The organism is Oligoflexus sp. (genome assembly GCF_035638955.1).
Lineage (GTDB): Bacteria > Bdellovibrionota_B > Oligoflexia > Oligoflexales > Oligoflexaceae > Oligoflexus.
The window spans coordinates 48,906-66,046 of sequence record NZ_DASQYZ010000282.1; the positions used below are offsets into that span (position 1 = coordinate 48,906).

The 17,141-nt window shown below is 51.8% G+C and carries 12 protein-coding genes; 6 read left to right on the plus strand and 6 right to left on the minus strand.

The window, feature by feature from the left end:
• The first annotated feature begins 138 nt into the window (after positions 1–138).
• Both arfB and VE954_RS25925 read left to right on the plus strand, forming a co-directional pair.
• The gene (gene arfB, locus VE954_RS25920; RefSeq protein WP_324958321.1) at positions 139–555 is read left to right on the plus strand and encodes an alternative ribosome rescue aminoacyl-tRNA hydrolase ArfB; all 417 of its coding nucleotides are present in this window, start codon (positions 139–141) and stop codon (positions 553–555) included.
• Between the two features lie 84 nt (positions 556–639).
• Complete coding sequence (locus tag VE954_RS25925) at positions 640–3,147, plus strand: proprotein convertase P-domain-containing protein (protein ID WP_324958323.1); 2,508 nt, start codon at positions 640–642, stop codon at positions 3,145–3,147.
• Positions 3,148–3,312: 165 nt separating this feature from the next.
• Here VE954_RS25925 and VE954_RS25930 read toward each other — a convergent pair whose 3' ends face one another.
• The 3 genes from VE954_RS25930 to VE954_RS25940 all read right to left on the minus strand — a co-directional run bounded on the left by VE954_RS25930 (position 3,313) and on the right by VE954_RS25940 (position 8,828).
• Positions 3,313–5,157 (minus strand): leucine-rich repeat domain-containing protein, encoded by a 1,845-nt coding sequence (locus VE954_RS25930; protein ID WP_324958325.1) that lies wholly within the window; start codon positions 5,155–5,157, stop codon positions 3,313–3,315.
• Positions 5,154–5,765: a hypothetical protein gene (locus VE954_RS25935; RefSeq protein ID WP_324958327.1), complete on the minus strand. Its 612-nt coding sequence runs from the start codon at positions 5,763–5,765 to the stop codon at positions 5,154–5,156. Before VE954_RS25935 ends, VE954_RS25930 begins: the two co-directional genes overlap by 4 nt.
• Positions 5,766–6,362: 597 nt before the next feature.
• The gene (locus VE954_RS25940; protein WP_324958329.1) at positions 6,363–8,828 is read right to left on the minus strand and encodes an endo-1,4-beta-xylanase; all 2,466 of its coding nucleotides are present in this window, start codon (positions 8,826–8,828) and stop codon (positions 6,363–6,365) included.
• A 1,021-nt stretch (positions 8,829–9,849) separates the two neighbouring features.
• Between VE954_RS25940 and VE954_RS25945 the strand changes: the two genes are divergently transcribed.
• Positions 9,850–10,254 (plus strand): hypothetical protein, encoded by a 405-nt coding sequence (locus tag VE954_RS25945; protein ID WP_324958331.1) that lies wholly within the window; start codon positions 9,850–9,852, stop codon positions 10,252–10,254.
• 245 nt (positions 10,255–10,499) lie between these two features.
• On the opposite strand, the gene VE954_RS25950 is transcribed toward VE954_RS25945, so the two are convergent.
• Positions 10,500–11,129: a hypothetical protein gene (locus VE954_RS25950; RefSeq protein WP_324958333.1), complete on the minus strand. Its 630-nt coding sequence runs from the start codon at positions 11,127–11,129 to the stop codon at positions 10,500–10,502.
• The gene (locus VE954_RS25955; protein ID WP_324958335.1) at positions 11,126–12,127 is read right to left on the minus strand and encodes a YHYH protein; all 1,002 of its coding nucleotides are present in this window, start codon (positions 12,125–12,127) and stop codon (positions 11,126–11,128) included. The genes VE954_RS25950 and VE954_RS25955 overlap by 4 nt, the downstream gene beginning before the upstream one ends.
• Positions 12,128–12,762: 635 nt before the next feature.
• Here VE954_RS25955 and VE954_RS25960 point away from each other — a divergent pair.
• Positions 12,763–12,966: a carbohydrate-binding domain-containing protein gene (locus VE954_RS25960; protein WP_324958337.1), complete on the plus strand. Its 204-nt coding sequence runs from the start codon at positions 12,763–12,765 to the stop codon at positions 12,964–12,966.
• A 165-nt stretch (positions 12,967–13,131) separates the two neighbouring features.
• Here VE954_RS25960 and VE954_RS25965 read toward each other — a convergent pair whose 3' ends face one another.
• Positions 13,132–15,921: an Hpt domain-containing protein gene (locus VE954_RS25965; protein ID WP_324958339.1), complete on the minus strand. Its 2,790-nt coding sequence runs from the start codon at positions 15,919–15,921 to the stop codon at positions 13,132–13,134.
• A gap of 150 nt (positions 15,922–16,071) precedes the next feature.
• Here VE954_RS25965 and VE954_RS25970 point away from each other — a divergent pair, with 150 nt between their 5' ends.
• Both VE954_RS25970 and VE954_RS25975 read left to right on the plus strand, forming a co-directional pair.
• Complete coding sequence (locus VE954_RS25970) at positions 16,072–16,536, plus strand: hypothetical protein (RefSeq protein WP_324958341.1); 465 nt, start codon at positions 16,072–16,074, stop codon at positions 16,534–16,536.
• Positions 16,537–16,610: 74 nt separating this feature from the next.
• The gene (locus VE954_RS25975) at positions 16,611–17,048 is read left to right on the plus strand and encodes a 7TM diverse intracellular signaling domain-containing protein (RefSeq protein ID WP_324958343.1); all 438 of its coding nucleotides are present in this window, start codon (positions 16,611–16,613) and stop codon (positions 17,046–17,048) included.
• Positions 17,049–17,141 lie beyond the last annotated feature (93 nt).

A 17,141-nucleotide genomic window follows, 5' to 3' on the forward strand; every position in this document is an offset into this window, starting at 1 on the left:
TTTCCTTTACCCATCGGCCCAGGTTCCCATGCTTGCCGGGGGCAGGGCAAGTCCCTTTGCCTGGAGCTTGACTTTTGGCATTAGTCTTGCTGTCTTAGCAACGGAGGCCTGTCGCCTACACCCAGGAGAGCCCATCTCATGCTCGAAGTAAACAGTAAGATCGTGATACCTGACGAAGAATTCGACATCAGCTTTGCCCGCAGCTCGGGCCCTGGTGGACAGAATGTCAATAAAACCAACAGCAAGGCTGTCCTGCATTGGGACGTGACCAATAGCCCGTCTTTGCCCTGGGATGTGAAGGCCCGCTTCCTGAAGACTTTTGCGTCGAAGCTCACGACCGAAGGCGTCATTGTCATTGCCAGCGATGAAAGCCGGGCTCAGGAAGCCAATATCAAAGGCTGCCTGGAAAAACTCAAGACCATGATCCTGACGGTCGCCGTACCCCCTAAAATACGGCGCCCCACCAAACCGACCAAAGGGTCGCAGCGCGCCCGGGTCGAGAATAAAAAGGCCCGCGCCCAAACCAAAAAAACCAGACAGAAAGTGGAATTTTGACCAGGCGATTTCGTCCCTGTGCGGCAACAGATCCAGCTCCTAGAATAAAAACAGTAGCACAATACTGTAAAACACGGAGCAAACATGGGTCTGCTTTCAGCGCCAGGGGCTGTCTTTGCCTGGTTGAGTCTGGGTTTCTCTTTGGTTCCTTTCCACGATCTCGCCGCCCAGGAATGGACCACCACGTATCACCGCGATCAACGTCAAACGGTGAAGTATCAGATATTCCCCAACATGCCGGTCTCACTGGCTGCCAACAATCCTGTGTCCACCGCCTGGTCCTACCTGCGTGCACAGTCGGCTGATTTTGGTTTAACGCCTGACCTCTACGGCATCACTCTCCAGAAGCAGCAGGAGAGTCTGATCGGCTGGCATTTACGTTTCAGCCAGACCCAGAATGGAGTGCCCATTGAAGGCGCCGAAATCATCATCAGCGTGGCGAAAGCTGACAACCGTATCTATACCGTCTATAGCACCGTTCAGCCGCGGCCGATGACCCTGGCCCGCAATAGCCGCCGCCTGGTACTGGATCATGCTTATGATCGTGCCTGGAATTTTCTAGGTGTGCACGGCAAACTCTTCGAAGCTCCTGCCGGTTCCTTGATGTATCTGGCAGAAGGTGAAACTCTGCGCGCTGTTTACCGTGTGGACTTGAGTACGACAGCTCCCTATGGAGCCTGGCGGGTTTATGTCGATGCGGAATCGGGTAAAATTCTGCGCCATGAAGATCAGCGCATCAGCCACAAGCCCTGGGCCGTGCGGCCACAGATGCTGGCCAAAGGCGCTCTCACCAATCGTCGGCAGGCCTTTGCGGAATGGCAGAGCTCTCAGGAAAAACTTCGTCAGGAAGCCGTGCCGACCCCGGCCAACGGTCAGGCGAAGGTTTTTGATCCGGATCCACGGACGAGCCTTATGAATAACTCTTTGCAGGATACATCGGGTGCGGATGTCTTCGAGAGTGCCTATTTTCAGCGTGAATTGAAGGATATTAGCTTCGACGGCACGGCTTATAAATTGGAAGGCCCCTGGGTTAAAATCCTGGACTGGGATCCTCCTACGGCGGCACCCAGCACCACCAGCGATGGACAATGGACGGCATCACGTGGCAACAATGCCTTCAATGATGCGATGACCTACTATCATATCGATCAAAGCCAGCGCTATATGCAATCGCTTGGATTTGTCGGCACGCGTGGGATTCAGTCTCTGCCTATCGAAGTGGATAGCGATGGCGTGAATGGTGATGACAATTCGTATTTCCAGCCCAGCACCAACCGCCTTTCTTTTGGTCATGGCTGCGTGGATGATAATGAAGATACCGATGTCATCCTGCATGAATATGGTCATGCGATTCATTTCGGCATCAACCCCAGCTGGAATGGAGGCGACACCGGCGCTATTGGTGAAGGTTTTGGTGACTACTGGGCGGCTTCCTATAGCGTTAGCACCAGCCAGGGTTCGCAGTTTTTTCCCAATCTCATCTACAGCTGGGATGGGCACGGTGAAGGCAGCCCCTGCTGGCCCGGCCGTATTCTGAACGCCACAGCCGCTCGCTTTGATCCGACCCGGCATTATTCAGCTCATATGACCATTCCTGGTGGTTTCCAGTCGGATGAACTCTGGTCCACGCCGCTGTTCCAGTCGCTCCTGGCTTTGAAAGCCCTGGGTGTGCCGCGCGAGGAAGTGGACACTATCATTCTGCAGGCTCAATTTGGTTTGGGCGGTGAGGTGACCATGCGGGACATGGCGCAAGCCATTATCCTGACGGCGCAGCAGCTCTATGGCAACGGTCCTCACGCTCGCGTCTTCAAGGAAAATTTTCTGCGGCATAACATTATCGAAGAACCCCATGCCATCCTCACGGCGAATCTGACTCAAGCTCAGGACGCCAACGACAACGGAGTGATCATCCCTGGTGAAGAAGTGGAACTGAGTTTCACCGTGAAAAACTCGGGAACTTTGGTCGCGACTCATGTGCAGGGGATACTCAGCAGCACCGATAATCAAGTGAACGTCGTCGTAGGCACCAGTGAATTTCCCAATCTGGAGCCAGGACAATCCGGCAGCAATGCGATGCCCTTGCGTATCAAAGTTAAAACGGATGCCACGTGTGGTGCGGTTCTTAAACTTCAGCTCACTCTGCAGTACGACGAATTGAGTGTCAGCTTTCCGGTTGAGCTGCGGGTCGGTCAGGCTCAGGGTGTATCCCTCAGCTCCAGCCCGAATGCAAGTATTCCTGATGCCGATGCCAAAGGATTTGTGGATGCGATCGATGTGTCCGAAGGTGGAACTGTATCGGATCAGTTCAAGGTCGGCCTTCGCGTGAAGCATCCTTATCGTGGTGACCTCAAGGTGACCTTGATCAGCCCATCCGGCAAACAGGTCATCCTGCATGACCGTGCGGGTATTGGTGCGGATGATATCATCGGGACCTATCCGACCACGCTTTTGCCGAAAGAAAGCCTCAGTAAAATTTTGGGTGAACCTTTGAATGGCAAATGGCAGCTGCAGGTCGCGGATCTGGCAAGTTCAGACATTGGGTCGTTCGAAGCCTGGAATATTGAAGATATCACCTCGTATCAGTGTCAGTAGTCTTCCTGAAAGGGTGGCCAGCGCCATCTTTGCTCAACATCGGATTGGTATTGGGAAGGAACTGATCTGCCTCAATACCGATCCCATCAACCCCTCAATCACTGGACCGCTGTGCCTAAACTGAGCACGACGCTCTCTGAGCGTGAATCCACGCTCGTCCTCTTTTCAAGGGGTCTGGCAGAAACGCTTCAATGGATAAGCGATTCCGAGTTCGGCCGGGCAGTTATTGGGCGTTTTTTGAACTGTTGTGCCCAAAGGAATGCTAAACGCAAAGAGGCTTTTGAGGCGAAGACCTTTCAGCGGCCCGAGATCCTGGACCTGGGTATTGCTCAGATCAAGCTTCTGCAGATTCTTGATGGAGGAGAGCGGCACCACGTTGGCCAGCGGATTGCTATCTACAATGAGCTCAATCAGGGGAAGGCTCGCGATGGGAGTGAGATCGGTTATCTGGTTGCTCGAGATATCCAGGGCTTCCAGTCCCGAAAAGACTTCCATTCCCTTCAAATCAGTTATATTGGAAGCTGAGAATTTTAAGGTCTTGAATCTCTGAGGACTTGTTATTTGCCGCAGGATCCCGGAGGGAAGGGCGCTGAGATCGATCTCCTTGAGGTTCGGGAGCATATTCAAAGGGCTTAAATCCGTGACAGAGGTCCCGCTAATCTCAAGTTTGCGAAGTTTCGTGAGCGTCTTCAGGACTTCGATGGATGACACGGGATTGTTCGTCAATGACGTCTCCGCAAGAGCTGGAAAATTTGCCATGAATGTGACGTCGGAAAGGTTGCATCCGCTGCAATTGAACACCTCGACGCTTGGCATCGAACCCAGCGTATTGATATTGGTCATGGACACGGAACCGCCAAGATCCACTCCGCGAACTTTGGTGAATTGGTTCAGTATTGATATATCGGTGATCGAGCTGTTCAGGACACGAAGCAATTCCACGTTGGGTGAACCGCCAAGAACCGACAGATCAGTGAACCTGGATTCGCTTACAAAGATCCGCTTGAAGGTCGTGATGCCTCTCAGTGGTGAAAAATCGATGGTGGGCGCATCGGACGTGGACCGGAAGCTGAATTGCTCGAGCTTCCTAAGACGGTTCAAAGGAGTCAGATCGGTTGCCGCGACATCAAACATGCCAATGTTTACAAGGTCCGGAATATTGCCGAGGGCCGTCAGATCAGTGACCGGCACGCTATCGAGCAAAAGCGATCGTAAGGATGGGTACTTCCCAAGGGCGCTGATATCCGTCATGGGATTCAGGGTCAGATCAAGGGTGATGATTTTCGGAGGCAGGATGACTTTATTAAGATCCTGAATATTGCAAAAGCCCAAATTGAGGTGTCGAATCGTATCGGAGGCAAGATTAATACCCTGGCTCAGGTCAGACGACGAGAGATCGAGAGAGTTAAGCTTGGACAGACTATTGAGCAGACTAACATCCTTCACCGGATTGTTGCCAATACTCAGACTTTCCAGATCAAGTTTCTTAAGTGGCGCGAGGTCGGATATGAGATTATTGCCCAGACCGAGCTTTCGCAGAAAGGTATAAGTCAGAGGTGTGATATCGGTAATCCTGTTGCCGAAAAGCTCGAGGCTGCTGATATTGGGTGGCAACCCTTTCAAGGGGCTTAAGTCCACCAGTGCGCGGAAGGCGAGATCGAGCTCAGTCACCTTTCGCAGACCAGTCGAAGCCTCCTGACAGTTTCTTGCATCAAGAGCGTCCAGAATTGCCAGGACCGTCCTGTCGGTCTCAGGAGAGGTCCTGCCCTGAATGCTTTCCGGGCAGATTGTGTCAAAGGCGAAATTGAGTTCAATTTTTTGGGTGGTGCTTTTCTGAATCGAGCCAACCTCGACGTCTCCCGATGCATCGTTCCCCTTGAAGTGTCCCTTCCCTCTGACCGAGATGCTTTGCTCGGCAAGGAAATTGGAGCAGCTGGCCGCGAGAGCAGCCAGCAAGACCAGGACACTGCAGCAAACGTTGGAAACCAGTGCGCGAGTGCGGTACTTCATGATCCCAGGCCCCCCCCTATAACATCACCAGGAGCTTCATTGGTCGAAACCACACTCCCGGTGCCTGCCGGCTTTTGCATAAAAGTCGAATTGCGGTAGCTTTGGAAATTTCCGTAAGGGTCGGTGACATTCATTTTTATAATGAATGCGGAAAGTAGGTCGGCAAAAGTACCCGGGAAACCCGAAAACGAGTAGTGGACATCGTAGTCAAGGCTGGGCATGTTCTCAGCTATATAAATATCAATGATCGCTTCAGCAGCAATGCTGGAAGGTTCATACTGCCAGTCGATATTGGACGCAATGGACTTCACATCAACCCGCACGGCCGTCTTTTCATCATAGAGGGCGCAGCCTACCGTGCTGGCATTATCTGCATCAAAGGGTACATTGACCTGAGTGCACTGGAGATAGCTCCCCAATATGTTCGCAGGAGGGTCGACGCCTTTTTCCGCAGAACTGTCCGCTTCAGTGGGTTTGGGTTTCTCGAGGGTATTCAAGCTCCCGTTATTGACCGCTTTGCCAGACAGATCTTTTTTGTTCACGCATGCCGCCATAAGGCCGGCAGCGAGGAGGATGGCTCCTGCAATTGTACCTTTGGTAAGATTCATGGCTTCGCACTCCCCATCCATACTTCATTGGCAAGTGTGTCGACAGGCAGCGTTCGCGAATTTTCGTCGCGAATGCTGTCGATCGATGTCCTCTAGAACACAAAGCTAATGAAGCGTCCGATGAGAATTCCGAACGTAAAAATCGCGGCATAGAAAGCCAGCCGTCTGAGCTGAGACAGATAAATCCAGTTGCGTCTTCCGGTCGATCTCATACATCCCCCCCCCATATAAAGGCCAAAGGCCCCAATCATGGGTACGCCTGGCCCCATGGATCTCTATTCAAGGTTTGGTCCGTAAAAATTCTTCACCGTACTAGCCTCTTGCCCAGGGGGCTTTGGTGTTGAGGTGAGGTGTTTGGGCTTGTTTTGTATATAAGCATATGAAATTGCATTGAATAATTGCAAGAGTCAGATAGGTGTGGTGTTAGGAGTCGTTTAAGTGGCTACGGATGGGGCTTAACGCGCTTAAAATGCTAAAGAAAGTCTAGGATGGGTCCCCCCCAAGGGCAAACGGGGAAGAAAGAATGGGCTCAGAAAAACAGGGGTAGAGCCCAGCTCCACCCCTTCATTCATCGCAGGAAAATATCGATCGTCGGTATCAAAGGTTAGCTGTGAAATTCTGATCACTACCCAATTTGATGACTTGGGTTTTTTGCTGACCACCGTCCGTTACTGTGATTTTGTAAGTACCTTTGAAGCCACGCAAGGAAACCTTGCCATTGGCATCGGTCCTGAGCTCGGTGGTCGGGGTCCACCAATCCTTGAACACGAGATCGATAAACGGCGTCGCGAACGGTTTCAGGTTCCAGTCGCTATCGAAGAGGGCAGCCTTCTTTGAGGTTCCATCCCAAAAGCCCCACATCAGAAAGCCGTCGGCGTGTTCGTAGCTGAATGTGGCCGTCAGGATGTCCCGAAAATAATCCCGCTGGATATCATCCGGAGCGAGCGTGGCGTTGTCGTACTCAGTGATCTTTATTTTTCCACCGAGGGACGCAACATGATAGTCCTCGAAGTGCTGAAGCATTTCCGCGGGAGGGATCAGATAGCGGAAATGAGCCTGGAGGCCCACGCCGTCCACCTTCGCTGCACTGCCACTGTCCCTGAGGCCTTTGCCGACTTCCTCCACGTACGATTTATAGACATCGCTCTTCACGTAAAAGTTGGTCAATTGCGCTTCGTTCACATACGCTTTGACGTCAGGCGCCAGCTCCTTGACCTTCTTGAAAACGTCCTGATAGATTTCCCGGCCCGTCGGGTAGCCAGGTGAACCCGCAAAGGTATTGGCAATATCCACATTGCCGGTTGGTTCATTGAGGACGTCCCATTCCTTGATCAGGCTGAGGTCCGGATAGGTCGGATTCTTGAGCATGGTCGTCAGATGACCATTGATGCGGTCCTTGATCTCCTGCAGAGATTTTCCTCTCAGGTTATCAGGCGAGTTTCCCCAGCCTGGCCAGAAAAGGGTATGGCCGCGTACCGTGATCCCCCGGTCGACGAGCCAGCGGACGGTTCTCACGTTGTCCGCATTGTTCAATGGCCAGTTGTTTTGTTCCCAGAACTTCCATTTATGACCATTCTCGAACACAACCGCGTTGAAGCCGTGGCCTTTGCCATCAAGGTTCAGTAGCTTTTCCTGGTATTTGTCGTCCTGGTTCTTGTTGCCCGCGATTCGATTCTCCTGGATGGCCGTGCCGAACGCAAACTCGTGGCGCAGCATTTCAATGCGAACCTGAGCATTGGGAACGGGCTGACCACTGGCATTCAGCACTGAGACCTGAAGGTTGGCCTTGCGGATCCTTTCAATGCGCTCCTGGGCGGCGAGGCGCCAGGGGGCATTGGCTTCCCGTCCCACGTAATCGTCATTACTCTGAACCGGCAGTGAGCTCATCGTATAGGACTTGCCATAATTCAGCGCCGTCACGCCACCGATCTGAAGGGTTTGCTTTGCGACTCCCAGTTCCACGACGAATTTCGCGTCCCCGGCCGGGATGTCCTGCGTTACCTCGACAGGAAGAATGTACTGCTTCCACTCACTGCCGACCACTCTCTGCTCGAACGATCTGAATTTTGTATAAGGGGACGACCCGAGCATGAACTGGAAATTGCCGAGTCCAATCTGATTGGGAGCGGATACCGTCCGGGCCCAGAAAATAAGCAGCAGACTGTCGCCTGCGCTGATCGGTTTGCTGGTGCTGAGTTGCAGACTGGCTCCGACTGGCCGAACCGGTATGTCTGTAATCGCGAGCTCGACAGCCTTCGAAAAGGGTTTGCCCACAGCATCGACGACCGCTCCTGTCGATTTTTCACGACTGATGGATATGTTCCTCGTATTAAGGTCGACGTCGGTGGAAAATACCCAGGTTCCTCCTACGATTCCGTAGTTGGTGAGGAGCATCGACTTAATCTGGTTATGATAGCTGTCGTTCTGAGCATTCTCACCAGCAGGCGAATCATTCTCATAAGTCGAGAGTCGCCCTTGCGGAATGGGACGTTCCATCTCGCCGCTGGGAAGGCGCCAACCGACCCCGACTCCGCCTTCTGCGCCGCCATTTTTATGAAGAACCTGAAAATAATAGCGTTGACCAGCCTGCAACGTAATGGTTCGCGAGACCTGGCCAGGGAACTTTTCCCATTCGCCGCGGCCCGACCATTCGCTGTCTGATAAAAAAGCAATGGGTTGCGGAGAAAGGCTAGCGGGGTTGTCATCGGTGCTCAGAAAGAATTGGGATTCGTTATCTCCACTGAGAAAGAAGGTATACGCGCCTGTTTCTGGAGCTTGAATGTATCCCCGTATCCTTGTTCCATAGTTTTCGAGGTTTTTCCGAGGGGACGCGAGACTGGTTAGAAATGAGCGGGACGTCGGGTTCAAAGGGAACCTTTTGTCTGCCAGAAGAGCCGAAAGTTTATCGCCTGGAACACCGGTCCATTCCTCGGCGATGACACCCGAAACACGGCTTTCCGCTCGTGATTCAGTTGAAAGGTCTGACTTTGAGGATTTGCGACCGCAGCCGGGAATGGAAGCGCTCATGGCACTGAGCAGGATGAAAAAACCAATCTTTCTCATAGCGTAACTCCGTCAGTTAAGCAAGCAACAGCAAAGTATCCCAACACAACAGGAGATCAAATTCTCGGAGAACTTTGAGCGCTAACCACGACACGGTAGACGATGCTGTTGAAAACTTGAAGCATGACTACCATCTTTTTCAGCGCAACCAAAGTTCAACATTCTCTTTTCTAATCAGAGTGATTACTCGCTTTATACTTCATACTCAGCGAGTTTTCACGCCCCTGATCGATCGACGAAGAGCACGATTCAAACCACTTTAAAAATGATGACAGTTGCTAATGATATCGTTTTGCACCACCGCTGCTGAATGTATTGTAACGCGACAGTTGTCAGTGTGCTGATACAGAAAGCGGCAGAGTCATGGAGGGTGAGTGGGGCGAGGTGGAATTTAATCGCGCTGTTCAGGAAGAATAATCACCGAGTAAATGCGAGTTGCGTCTGCGTTAGCCGACAGCCAGGAATAAGGGGAAACTTCCGGATCAAGTAGAGATGACATTGGTTTCCACTCGCATGTTCTTCGGGACTGCGGAAATTTTCTTGGTCATGATTAAAAGGGTTTCACTCTGAGGAAATTTGATGGAACCCCACTGTCTTTAAATGTGAGTTCACTTCACGGGAAAAACCGTCCTCAATGGTCTTGATCTTCTCCGCGAGTTCATATAGCACTCCCGGATTCAAATTTCCTCCCTTCCCAGAAAAATTTGGAGACGACATGGCCACAGTTGTTGATGGAATTTCCAGGACGTTAAGTGAATATTTCCTCTTGCCAGGATTGACGCCCAAGGATCTCGGGCGATGGCGATCATGTCGATTTTCGGCTCGGCGATGCAGGTGGTTCTCCTGAGCTTGGCTCTGGCGGGCCAGTTCCGCTAGGATCATGCCGATGGGGACGAACCCAGTCGATTCCTGTTTTCAGCACAGGTTTTGCAAGGACGTGCTGTGGACCTAAGCAAAGCTTGTCCGCTTAAAAATACCCATGGACTTTCAAGGGCGTCAACAAGGTTAAAAGGAATTAACCATGACAGTCACAGAAAAAGTTCTTGTCATTCAAAAAAGACTCTGTGCCGCGTACGGCTGCCCCATCCCATATTTCCACGAACTCGATCCTTTAAGCGAACTGATCTCCTCGCTTCTTTCACATCGCACGAAAAACAAGGATTCGGGACGGGCTTTCAAGCAACTGAGGGGCCGCTTTCCGACCTGGGAAGAGGTCAGAGATGCCCCATTGAACCAGGTTCAGCTTCCGGAGAATTTTTCTGCGCAAGAGGTTTATGACAATCATGAGGTTCTTATGCTTCATGGGCAGCGCTGCTGCTTTATGAATAATCCAGCCTGCACACGATGTGTGCTGCTGGATCTTTGCCCTGAGGGTCAGTGGCGTTTACAGAATCGGGTGGATGCAGTCATACAGAGTCCTGGATGACAATTTGCACCTCTTTTTTCTGCATGCTCCACGTCATGACGATCGTGTTATGCCCCGCCTTGCCTTTTTGGAGACGCTTTAGAGGCAACTTCTCGGCTGTCGCCGCATAACCATGGTTGAGAACATCCTAGACCGATCGGCCGATACATTCCTCACCGAAAAAGGGCCGTGCAATCCTGCATGAACGAGCGGGTATTGGTGCGGATGATTTGATCGGGACCGATCCGACCATCATCCGCCTTGACTCAGGCTGCTACCTGGGGATTCCTCGAAGTCTTGTACCAAATTCCTAAAGACAAAACGGCAAAAGTCATTCCCATGCACCAGATCCAGAAGGATCGGGACTCAGGAATTTTTTTCGCAGCCCGGGGCGCGTCCACTTTAAAGTGGGCTTTTGAGGCCGCAGGAACCCATAGGGTTTTGGGTTGATAGAAACTCATGATCACAGGCCCCATTTCCTTCGGAGCGGACAAGGCCACCTCACCCTGGGCCGGTGTGGTCAGCGTTCCTTTCAGGATCACAGTCGATCGCATGTGACCGCTATGCCCATGATCTTCAGCCTCATGGATCAGCTCTTCTGCAGCGGGAAATTGAACCAGCACCAAATCCACTTTTTTCCCACCGACGGTCAGCACCATCTGCTGAAGATTATTTCTGGCGATGAGCAGCATAGGCTCCAGCGCTTCGGGATGTTCCATCGGCAGGGGCAACCCGGTGATGCCTTCGACCCAGCTATCGACATCGATATTGAGGCGAACTTCCACAGCTTTGTCACGAAGCGTAAGACCCACGCTGGCTTCCTCGGCTTCGTGAGCAAGGGCCTGCCGGCTGACGAACGCTGTTATGATTAAGGTCAGGACCCGCATTTTTTTCATCGGCAGTATTCCCCGGTCTTGACCACACCGCTATTGGTGACCGTCTTCATTTCAAAGTTATAGCAGTTTTCCTTGGTGGCTTTGGAATACTTGATATAGTAGTTGGCGCCTTGATAGGTGTAGGACATGGTCACAGTTCCATCTGCAGCGACTTCATGCTTCAGGCTCTGGACACCGCCTTGAGGTGGTGTGCCGGCGTCCTTGCCCTTATTACTGCTATCCGTCAGCGGTTGAATGCGGGGCAGGAGAGTCTTATCGACCTTGCCGGCCAGGCATTGAAGGATATAGGGAGCCGCTGCCGAGGTATGATAACGATAGCCAAAGGTGGAGTCGGCTTGACCATTGCAGACATCGAGGTCATCACTGCCGATGGCGGAACCATCGGGATTTTTGCTGCCATAGATAGGATAACCGTCGAAACCCCAGCCTATAACGGCACTATCCCCCTTGTTGGCCATGCTCTCGATCATACAGGTTGGAGCCACGTGATAATGGTAATCATCGCCGCGACCCGCATGTCCCCCACAATTGTCGAGCTGGCCTTTGGCTTTGGTATCCGTGTTGGGATCATAGGTATTGACGTCAAGCTCGCCCTGAGCTGAATAATCATAAATGGGAACGCCGTTCACAGCGACGGCCAAGGCTGCATCAATGCTTGTGGGGCTGGTGGCCAGCTCCGGCGCAAGAGGAATCGGCACTTTGTGGCCCGGCGCTCGGACCGGAATCTGCTCATTGGTTTCCTTGATGCCATTCATGACTTCATGATCAGGATAGGTATCCGAGGTAATGTAAGCATAGGTGTCATCGCACTCGACGGTGGCGTTATCGGAAAAGCCGGCATCACTGATGGAGGCTTTAATGGTGGCACAACGGTCTTCGGGATCGACGGGATCCGTGGTGGTGGTCGATGATGCAGCTGTATCTGTCGTCTCACTGTCCTTGCTGCAGGCATAGGCAAAAAGCGTCAGGGAAATTGCGGCTGGGCCCAGGACTAACATTTTGCTTCTCGGGGATCGCATGGTCTTGAAGCCTGCTAAATAGGGTAATATTCGTGCCGAATCATGGTTCGGCGTCAGGTTTGGAAACTTGAGCACAGGCGAAATAATGATTTTAATGTATGAATTCAGGATAGAAATAAAGCAAATTTCTTAATATCCAGGGGCTGTCTGGACGAACGTTCACGTTCCTTTTTCGCCCCAATGTTCACCCAGCCCAGCACGCGTTCATTCTTTTTTATCCGCGGACTCAGTATGGAGGTGGCTTATGAATATGCCCCCTGGGTTATGTGGCTCGCCAGAATTATCAGCGTCACGGTCAGGCTGTTCGCGTTACCTCCGGGCGTGAATAGGATTTTGAATGTTTCGTTATCCTGGTCGTGTGCGCACAAATCAAAAGAATGTGGCAGATGAAACGGGATGCCGCACATGAAAAAATCAGCATACCAATCGACTATTTAAGCTGTTGACGCTTCAAGGAAGCCAATGTATTTTTGCACAGGGTTTCCAGATGTGCTGATAAATCCAATCACAGCATGCGTTTGCAGCGACCAAGCGAACTGTTCTTGCCAAGGCCTCGCATACGTTTCTGTGCGCTATCCTGTTTATTGACAACATTTTTTTGGGGGGCACTGAACATGAAACGTACAATGAGTGATATAGGGAAGCTCGCGTTGCCCATCCTTATCTGTAGTTCGGTCGCCGAAGCGGCCACGATTACAATACGTGCGCGTGGTACGGAGGCTGACGGGGCTTTTGCTCACTTTCGCGTGCTCGTCAATGGAACGGTCATCGGCCAAGCGAATGCTCAATCCATGGCCCGCGATTTAAACGTTGGATAATCTGCTATCCATGTATAAACTGGGCACACACTTCCTATCCTTAAGAAGTTCAGCAATCATAGACCACTCTGAGCAGCTGGAAAGCGTCCTAGTTAGCCTTACCGATATCTCCCAGCTCATCGCTGCCGAACAGCAGAACATGCTGAATCTGGCTTTGAATCGCCGTTATGATGCCCGCTCGTTTGGTGAAATGATTTCCAGGCAATGGTGATCGGGAAGGGTGATGACCAGCTGAAATTCAGCGTGTCGCCAGTCATGGGTCGATTTTAAATCCAAGGCAAGCGTCCCGCCTTGCTCTTCGATAAAGGTCCGTACGGCGTCCATTCCCACCCCGCGGCCTGATATGTTGCTGACTTCCTCTTTGGTGGAGAAACCCGGCAACATGATGAGTTCGGCAATCATTTGAGGCGAATTCGTATCGTCCGCGATCAATCCGCGCCGCATCCCCAAATCGCGAATCTTGATAAGATCCAGGCCGCACCCATCATCGGCGAATGAAATGAGCAGATTTCTGGCAGCGTGCCGCGCCTCAACCTTAATGTTCCCCGTGGAACTCTTGCCTTGCCGGAATCTTTCCTCGGGGCGTTCCAATCCGTGATCCATGGAGTTGCGCAGGAGGTGGACAAACGTGCTATGGATGATGTCAGCCGTCGCATCATATAGCCAAACCGAACCCTCTGTGACTTCTATATTGGGAACATCCTTGCCCAGATCACGAGAGAGCGACACAAGGCCCTGCTTGAGTTCGTCAATAATCGCGGAAATGCGCGTGGAGCTATGCTCAACCAGGACAGCGCGCACCTTGTCAATCTCACCTGACCCCTTGCCGTCGAACGGGCCGGACCTGGCTGCTCCGAGCTGCTTGATAGCCTCCTCAACCAGTTCCTTTTGAATGCGCACCTGCCGTGCATTCGTCCGCCAATTGAGTTTTTCGCTTGCCAGGCGCTCATAGCAGGCCAGTATGTTCTGAACTTTTTCAAGTTCCGAAAGAAGCAGCGGCGCATTCCACTCCATGGCACCGTTGCGGCCATCGACGAGAAGTTGCTCCGTCACATGACATTGGTCGGATAAAGACGTGAATCCGCAGCTGCGCGCATTGCCCTTGATCGTATGCAGGTTGATAACGAGACGCTTGGTTGCGCCTGCCTCAGGGTGCGGGTTGTGCGCAATGATCTCATTCATTTCCACTAAAAACTGTAGCGTGCTTTTGTAAAAACGCTGGAAGCGTGATTCGGGTAAATTGAGCAGTTCGAGCAGCATGCTTAAATCCAGTTGCCTGGCGGCCGCGCGATTTTCGAGGTCACGAAGCTCTGTGACGTCACGCAGGCAAACCAGTATCTTTTCGATTCGGCCCGAACCGGACAGCATTATCGACCAATCGACCTCGATCAACTTCTCTTTATTTGGGCTGCCCTCGATTACCAAATGCAATTCTTTGATCAGATTGCCTTCGTTCAGTTCAAACGCAACCGCGTCCTCGCCCAGGCAAGCCTCCACCGCAGCAATCACACGAGCCTTCTGGTCGTCACTCAGATTGCTGCGCTTCAGCAGCAAATCATCGAGAGTCTTGCTCTGTATGTCGCGGGTCTGAAGAATCTCTTCCAGGTAGGAAGAATATTGCTCCTCGATGCACTGGCCAATTGCATCGATTGTGAATATGCCCTGCTGAATATTCTGAAGAATCAATTTTATGTCACGTGTTTGTCGTTCCACTTCCATCTGAAGTTGCTTGCCGAGGTGCTCAGCCCGGCGATAGGCCTCGGCGAAAAGGATCGCGGTCACTTGATTTTGAAAATAGAGGTGTACGAGTATTCCAAAAGCAAAGGTGCGAGGCAGATCCCAATCGGCACTGATTATCGCAAAGTCAAAAACCGCTGTGAAAAACAACGCAAGGTACCCGTACAGACAGATGCGGGCCGCGCGGTTTCCAGCCAGGGTTGCCCTGATAATGGAATAAAGCTGGACGAGCATCAGTGCCAACGCATTGAACATCAGTATGGGGAGGCAGCTCGTGAGGGTTCGAGAGCTCATGGTGAAGAGCAGACACGTTAGAACCAAATTGATGGCTATGAAATACCGTTCATATTGGTTGAGAGCAAACGCCGGGATTGAGCGGTTAATGAATAAAAAGCTCAATAGCGGGATCAGCGTCAGGTTTGAATAGCGGATGCCCAGCCAGGCGCGGAACACGAGGGCATTTGGTTCGTCACCGTGATAGACGTAAGCCGCAAAGATGATCAGTGACCATTGGAAACAGGTCAACGCCAGCCAAAAATTGGGCTTGTCACGCCGACGTCTTAGAAAAAGAGAGAAACTGAAGACACCCATAATGAAGGTGGCAATGGCCTGAACGAGGGCATAGGTTTCTTCGCTTTTGACGTAACGGTGAATAGCTGTCTGGGAACCGAACATAGGCGCGCTCCAGAAACCCCCATGTTTGATCGCTTCGTTTTGGATATGAAAGAGGATGAAATAGCCGCCCGGTTCCTCGGACTGAAACCTCAGGACCATCGGTTGAATGGCCGGAATAAAGTCCTGGGGCGTTGAAGCAAGACGGCCCGCTCCCACCTGATTGACAACCTTGCCGTCTGATTCGCGGATGATGGAAGCGACGTATCCGGAGCCGATCGAAGGTATGTAGAATGCAAAATGACCTTTCGGGAGGGTCCCAAGAGCAAGGCCATACGTGCCGATGCCGTACGAACCTTCCGGTCGCTTATTCCACGAGAGTCGGTTGGTCAATTGACCATTTTCCTGTAATTTGCGGAAATTCTCTGTGCCTACGAATTGCTGGTGGGAATACCACCACTCTCCCTCGAGCGATACAACGTTCCTATCGTCCAGCAGCCCGTGCTGACGGAATTGACCGCCTGGAGTCCTGTCGTGCACCTTCGTTGCCTGCTGGCAAGCGGTGGTCAGGACGAGAAAGACTACGATTTTCAGCAAGTCGTGCATCGACGTGATACCTCATTTCTCGTATCGAGTGAATGAGCGAAATAATGAGGCAAAAGTACGAGGTAATGCGGTGATAAAAGGGCAGTAATACTACCCACACGGCGTCAGTTACATCGTGCTGGTGGTTCGAGTATCCTGTATGAAGCAGGAATGGATGCCGAAGCCCGGGAAGCCCCGCGCATTGTGAAGGGTGTCCTGGATCTGCGTGGGTGGGACTTTGATCAGGACGGGCCTATCAGTTTGCGAGGAGAGGCGGAATTCTATTGGGAACGCTTCATCGACCCTGGCCTGAACCATCCGGATGGCGAGGTCTCGCCGGCTTATATCGATGTATCGGGTGGATGGCAAAAGTCAGGCTTCTCCAAATATGGCCAAGCAAGTTATCGGATTAGGATTGTGAGTAATAAGCCCGTGCTGCTTGCATTTGACAAGTTTTGGCTGGAGCAGGAAGCCAGGCTCTTTGTGAATAACCAGCTCCTGAAAGAGTCCATTCGGAATAAGGCTGGGAAGATTGCCTATCCTTTCCTTGAGCCGATCTCGATCGCCAGCCAGGCTCTTGCGAACTATGACATCGTCCTTCACATCGAGAATCACGACTTCTATCTAGGGGGCTGATCAACCTGGGCCATGTGGGAAAGCCGGCTCAAATTCAGCGGCTATTCTTTACCAATATAACATTTAATTTCGCGGTGTTTTTTTCATTGATTGCGTTGGGGCTTTACCATCTGGGACTTTTCGCTGTTCAAAGGCAGGAGAAGGGACCGCTCTTTCTTGGCTTCTTTTGTCTCTGTGTCTCGGGGCTGTTGAGCTCCAGCTCGGGCGTCCTTCAAATCGTTATCCCGAATCAGGATAAGGTCCTGTCCCTCAAGGTCTTCAATTTCTCGATCTACCTCGGCCTACCGGCGCTCTGGCTCTATATGCGGTCGATTTTCCCTCATTATTATTCCAGCTCGCTGGTGAAAATTATCGCTGCGTTCAGCGCTGTTTCGCAGGGAAAAATCCACCCGTGTGAAAAGGCTTTTGTCCGCAATCTTAGGCCAAACCATAGCATCACCAAAGGCAAGGACAAAACCACCAAGCAGCTTATCTTCGGAATAGAGCCCATAAACTTCCGCTGCGTTCGATGAAAAACTCAAGCTCATGATTCGCCTTTAATCGGCAGACCTACCATAGTCGATATCGATAGTCCAGCGGAGTGACTTTTAGACAGGACATTGAGG

Coding starts and splice junctions, on each gene's coding strand:
- arfB (WP_324958321.1), top strand. CDS start 139: ATGCTCGAAGTAAACAGTAAGATCGTGATACCTGACGAAGAATTCGAC.
- VE954_RS25925 (WP_324958323.1), top strand. CDS start 640: ATGGGTCTGCTTTCAGCGCCAGGGGCTGTCTTTGCCTGGTTGAGTCTG.
- VE954_RS25930 (WP_324958325.1), bottom strand. CDS start 5,157: ATGAAGTACCGCACTCGCGCACTGGTTTCCAACGTTTGCTGCAGTGTC.
- VE954_RS25935 (WP_324958327.1), bottom strand. CDS start 5,765: ATGAATCTTACCAAAGGTACAATTGCAGGAGCCATCCTCCTCGCTGCC.
- VE954_RS25940 (WP_324958329.1), bottom strand. CDS start 8,828: ATGAGAAAGATTGGTTTTTTCATCCTGCTCAGTGCCATGAGCGCTTCC.
- VE954_RS25945 (WP_324958331.1), top strand. CDS start 9,850: ATGACAGTCACAGAAAAAGTTCTTGTCATTCAAAAAAGACTCTGTGCC.
- VE954_RS25950 (WP_324958333.1), bottom strand. CDS start 11,129: ATGAAAAAAATGCGGGTCCTGACCTTAATCATAACAGCGTTCGTCAGC.
- VE954_RS25955 (WP_324958335.1), bottom strand. CDS start 12,127: ATGTTAGTCCTGGGCCCAGCCGCAATTTCCCTGACGCTTTTTGCCTAT.
- VE954_RS25960 (WP_324958337.1), top strand. CDS start 12,763: ATGAAACGTACAATGAGTGATATAGGGAAGCTCGCGTTGCCCATCCTT.
- VE954_RS25965 (WP_324958339.1), bottom strand. CDS start 15,921: ATGCACGACTTGCTGAAAATCGTAGTCTTTCTCGTCCTGACCACCGCT.
- VE954_RS25970 (WP_324958341.1), top strand. CDS start 16,072: ATGGATGCCGAAGCCCGGGAAGCCCCGCGCATTGTGAAGGGTGTCCTG.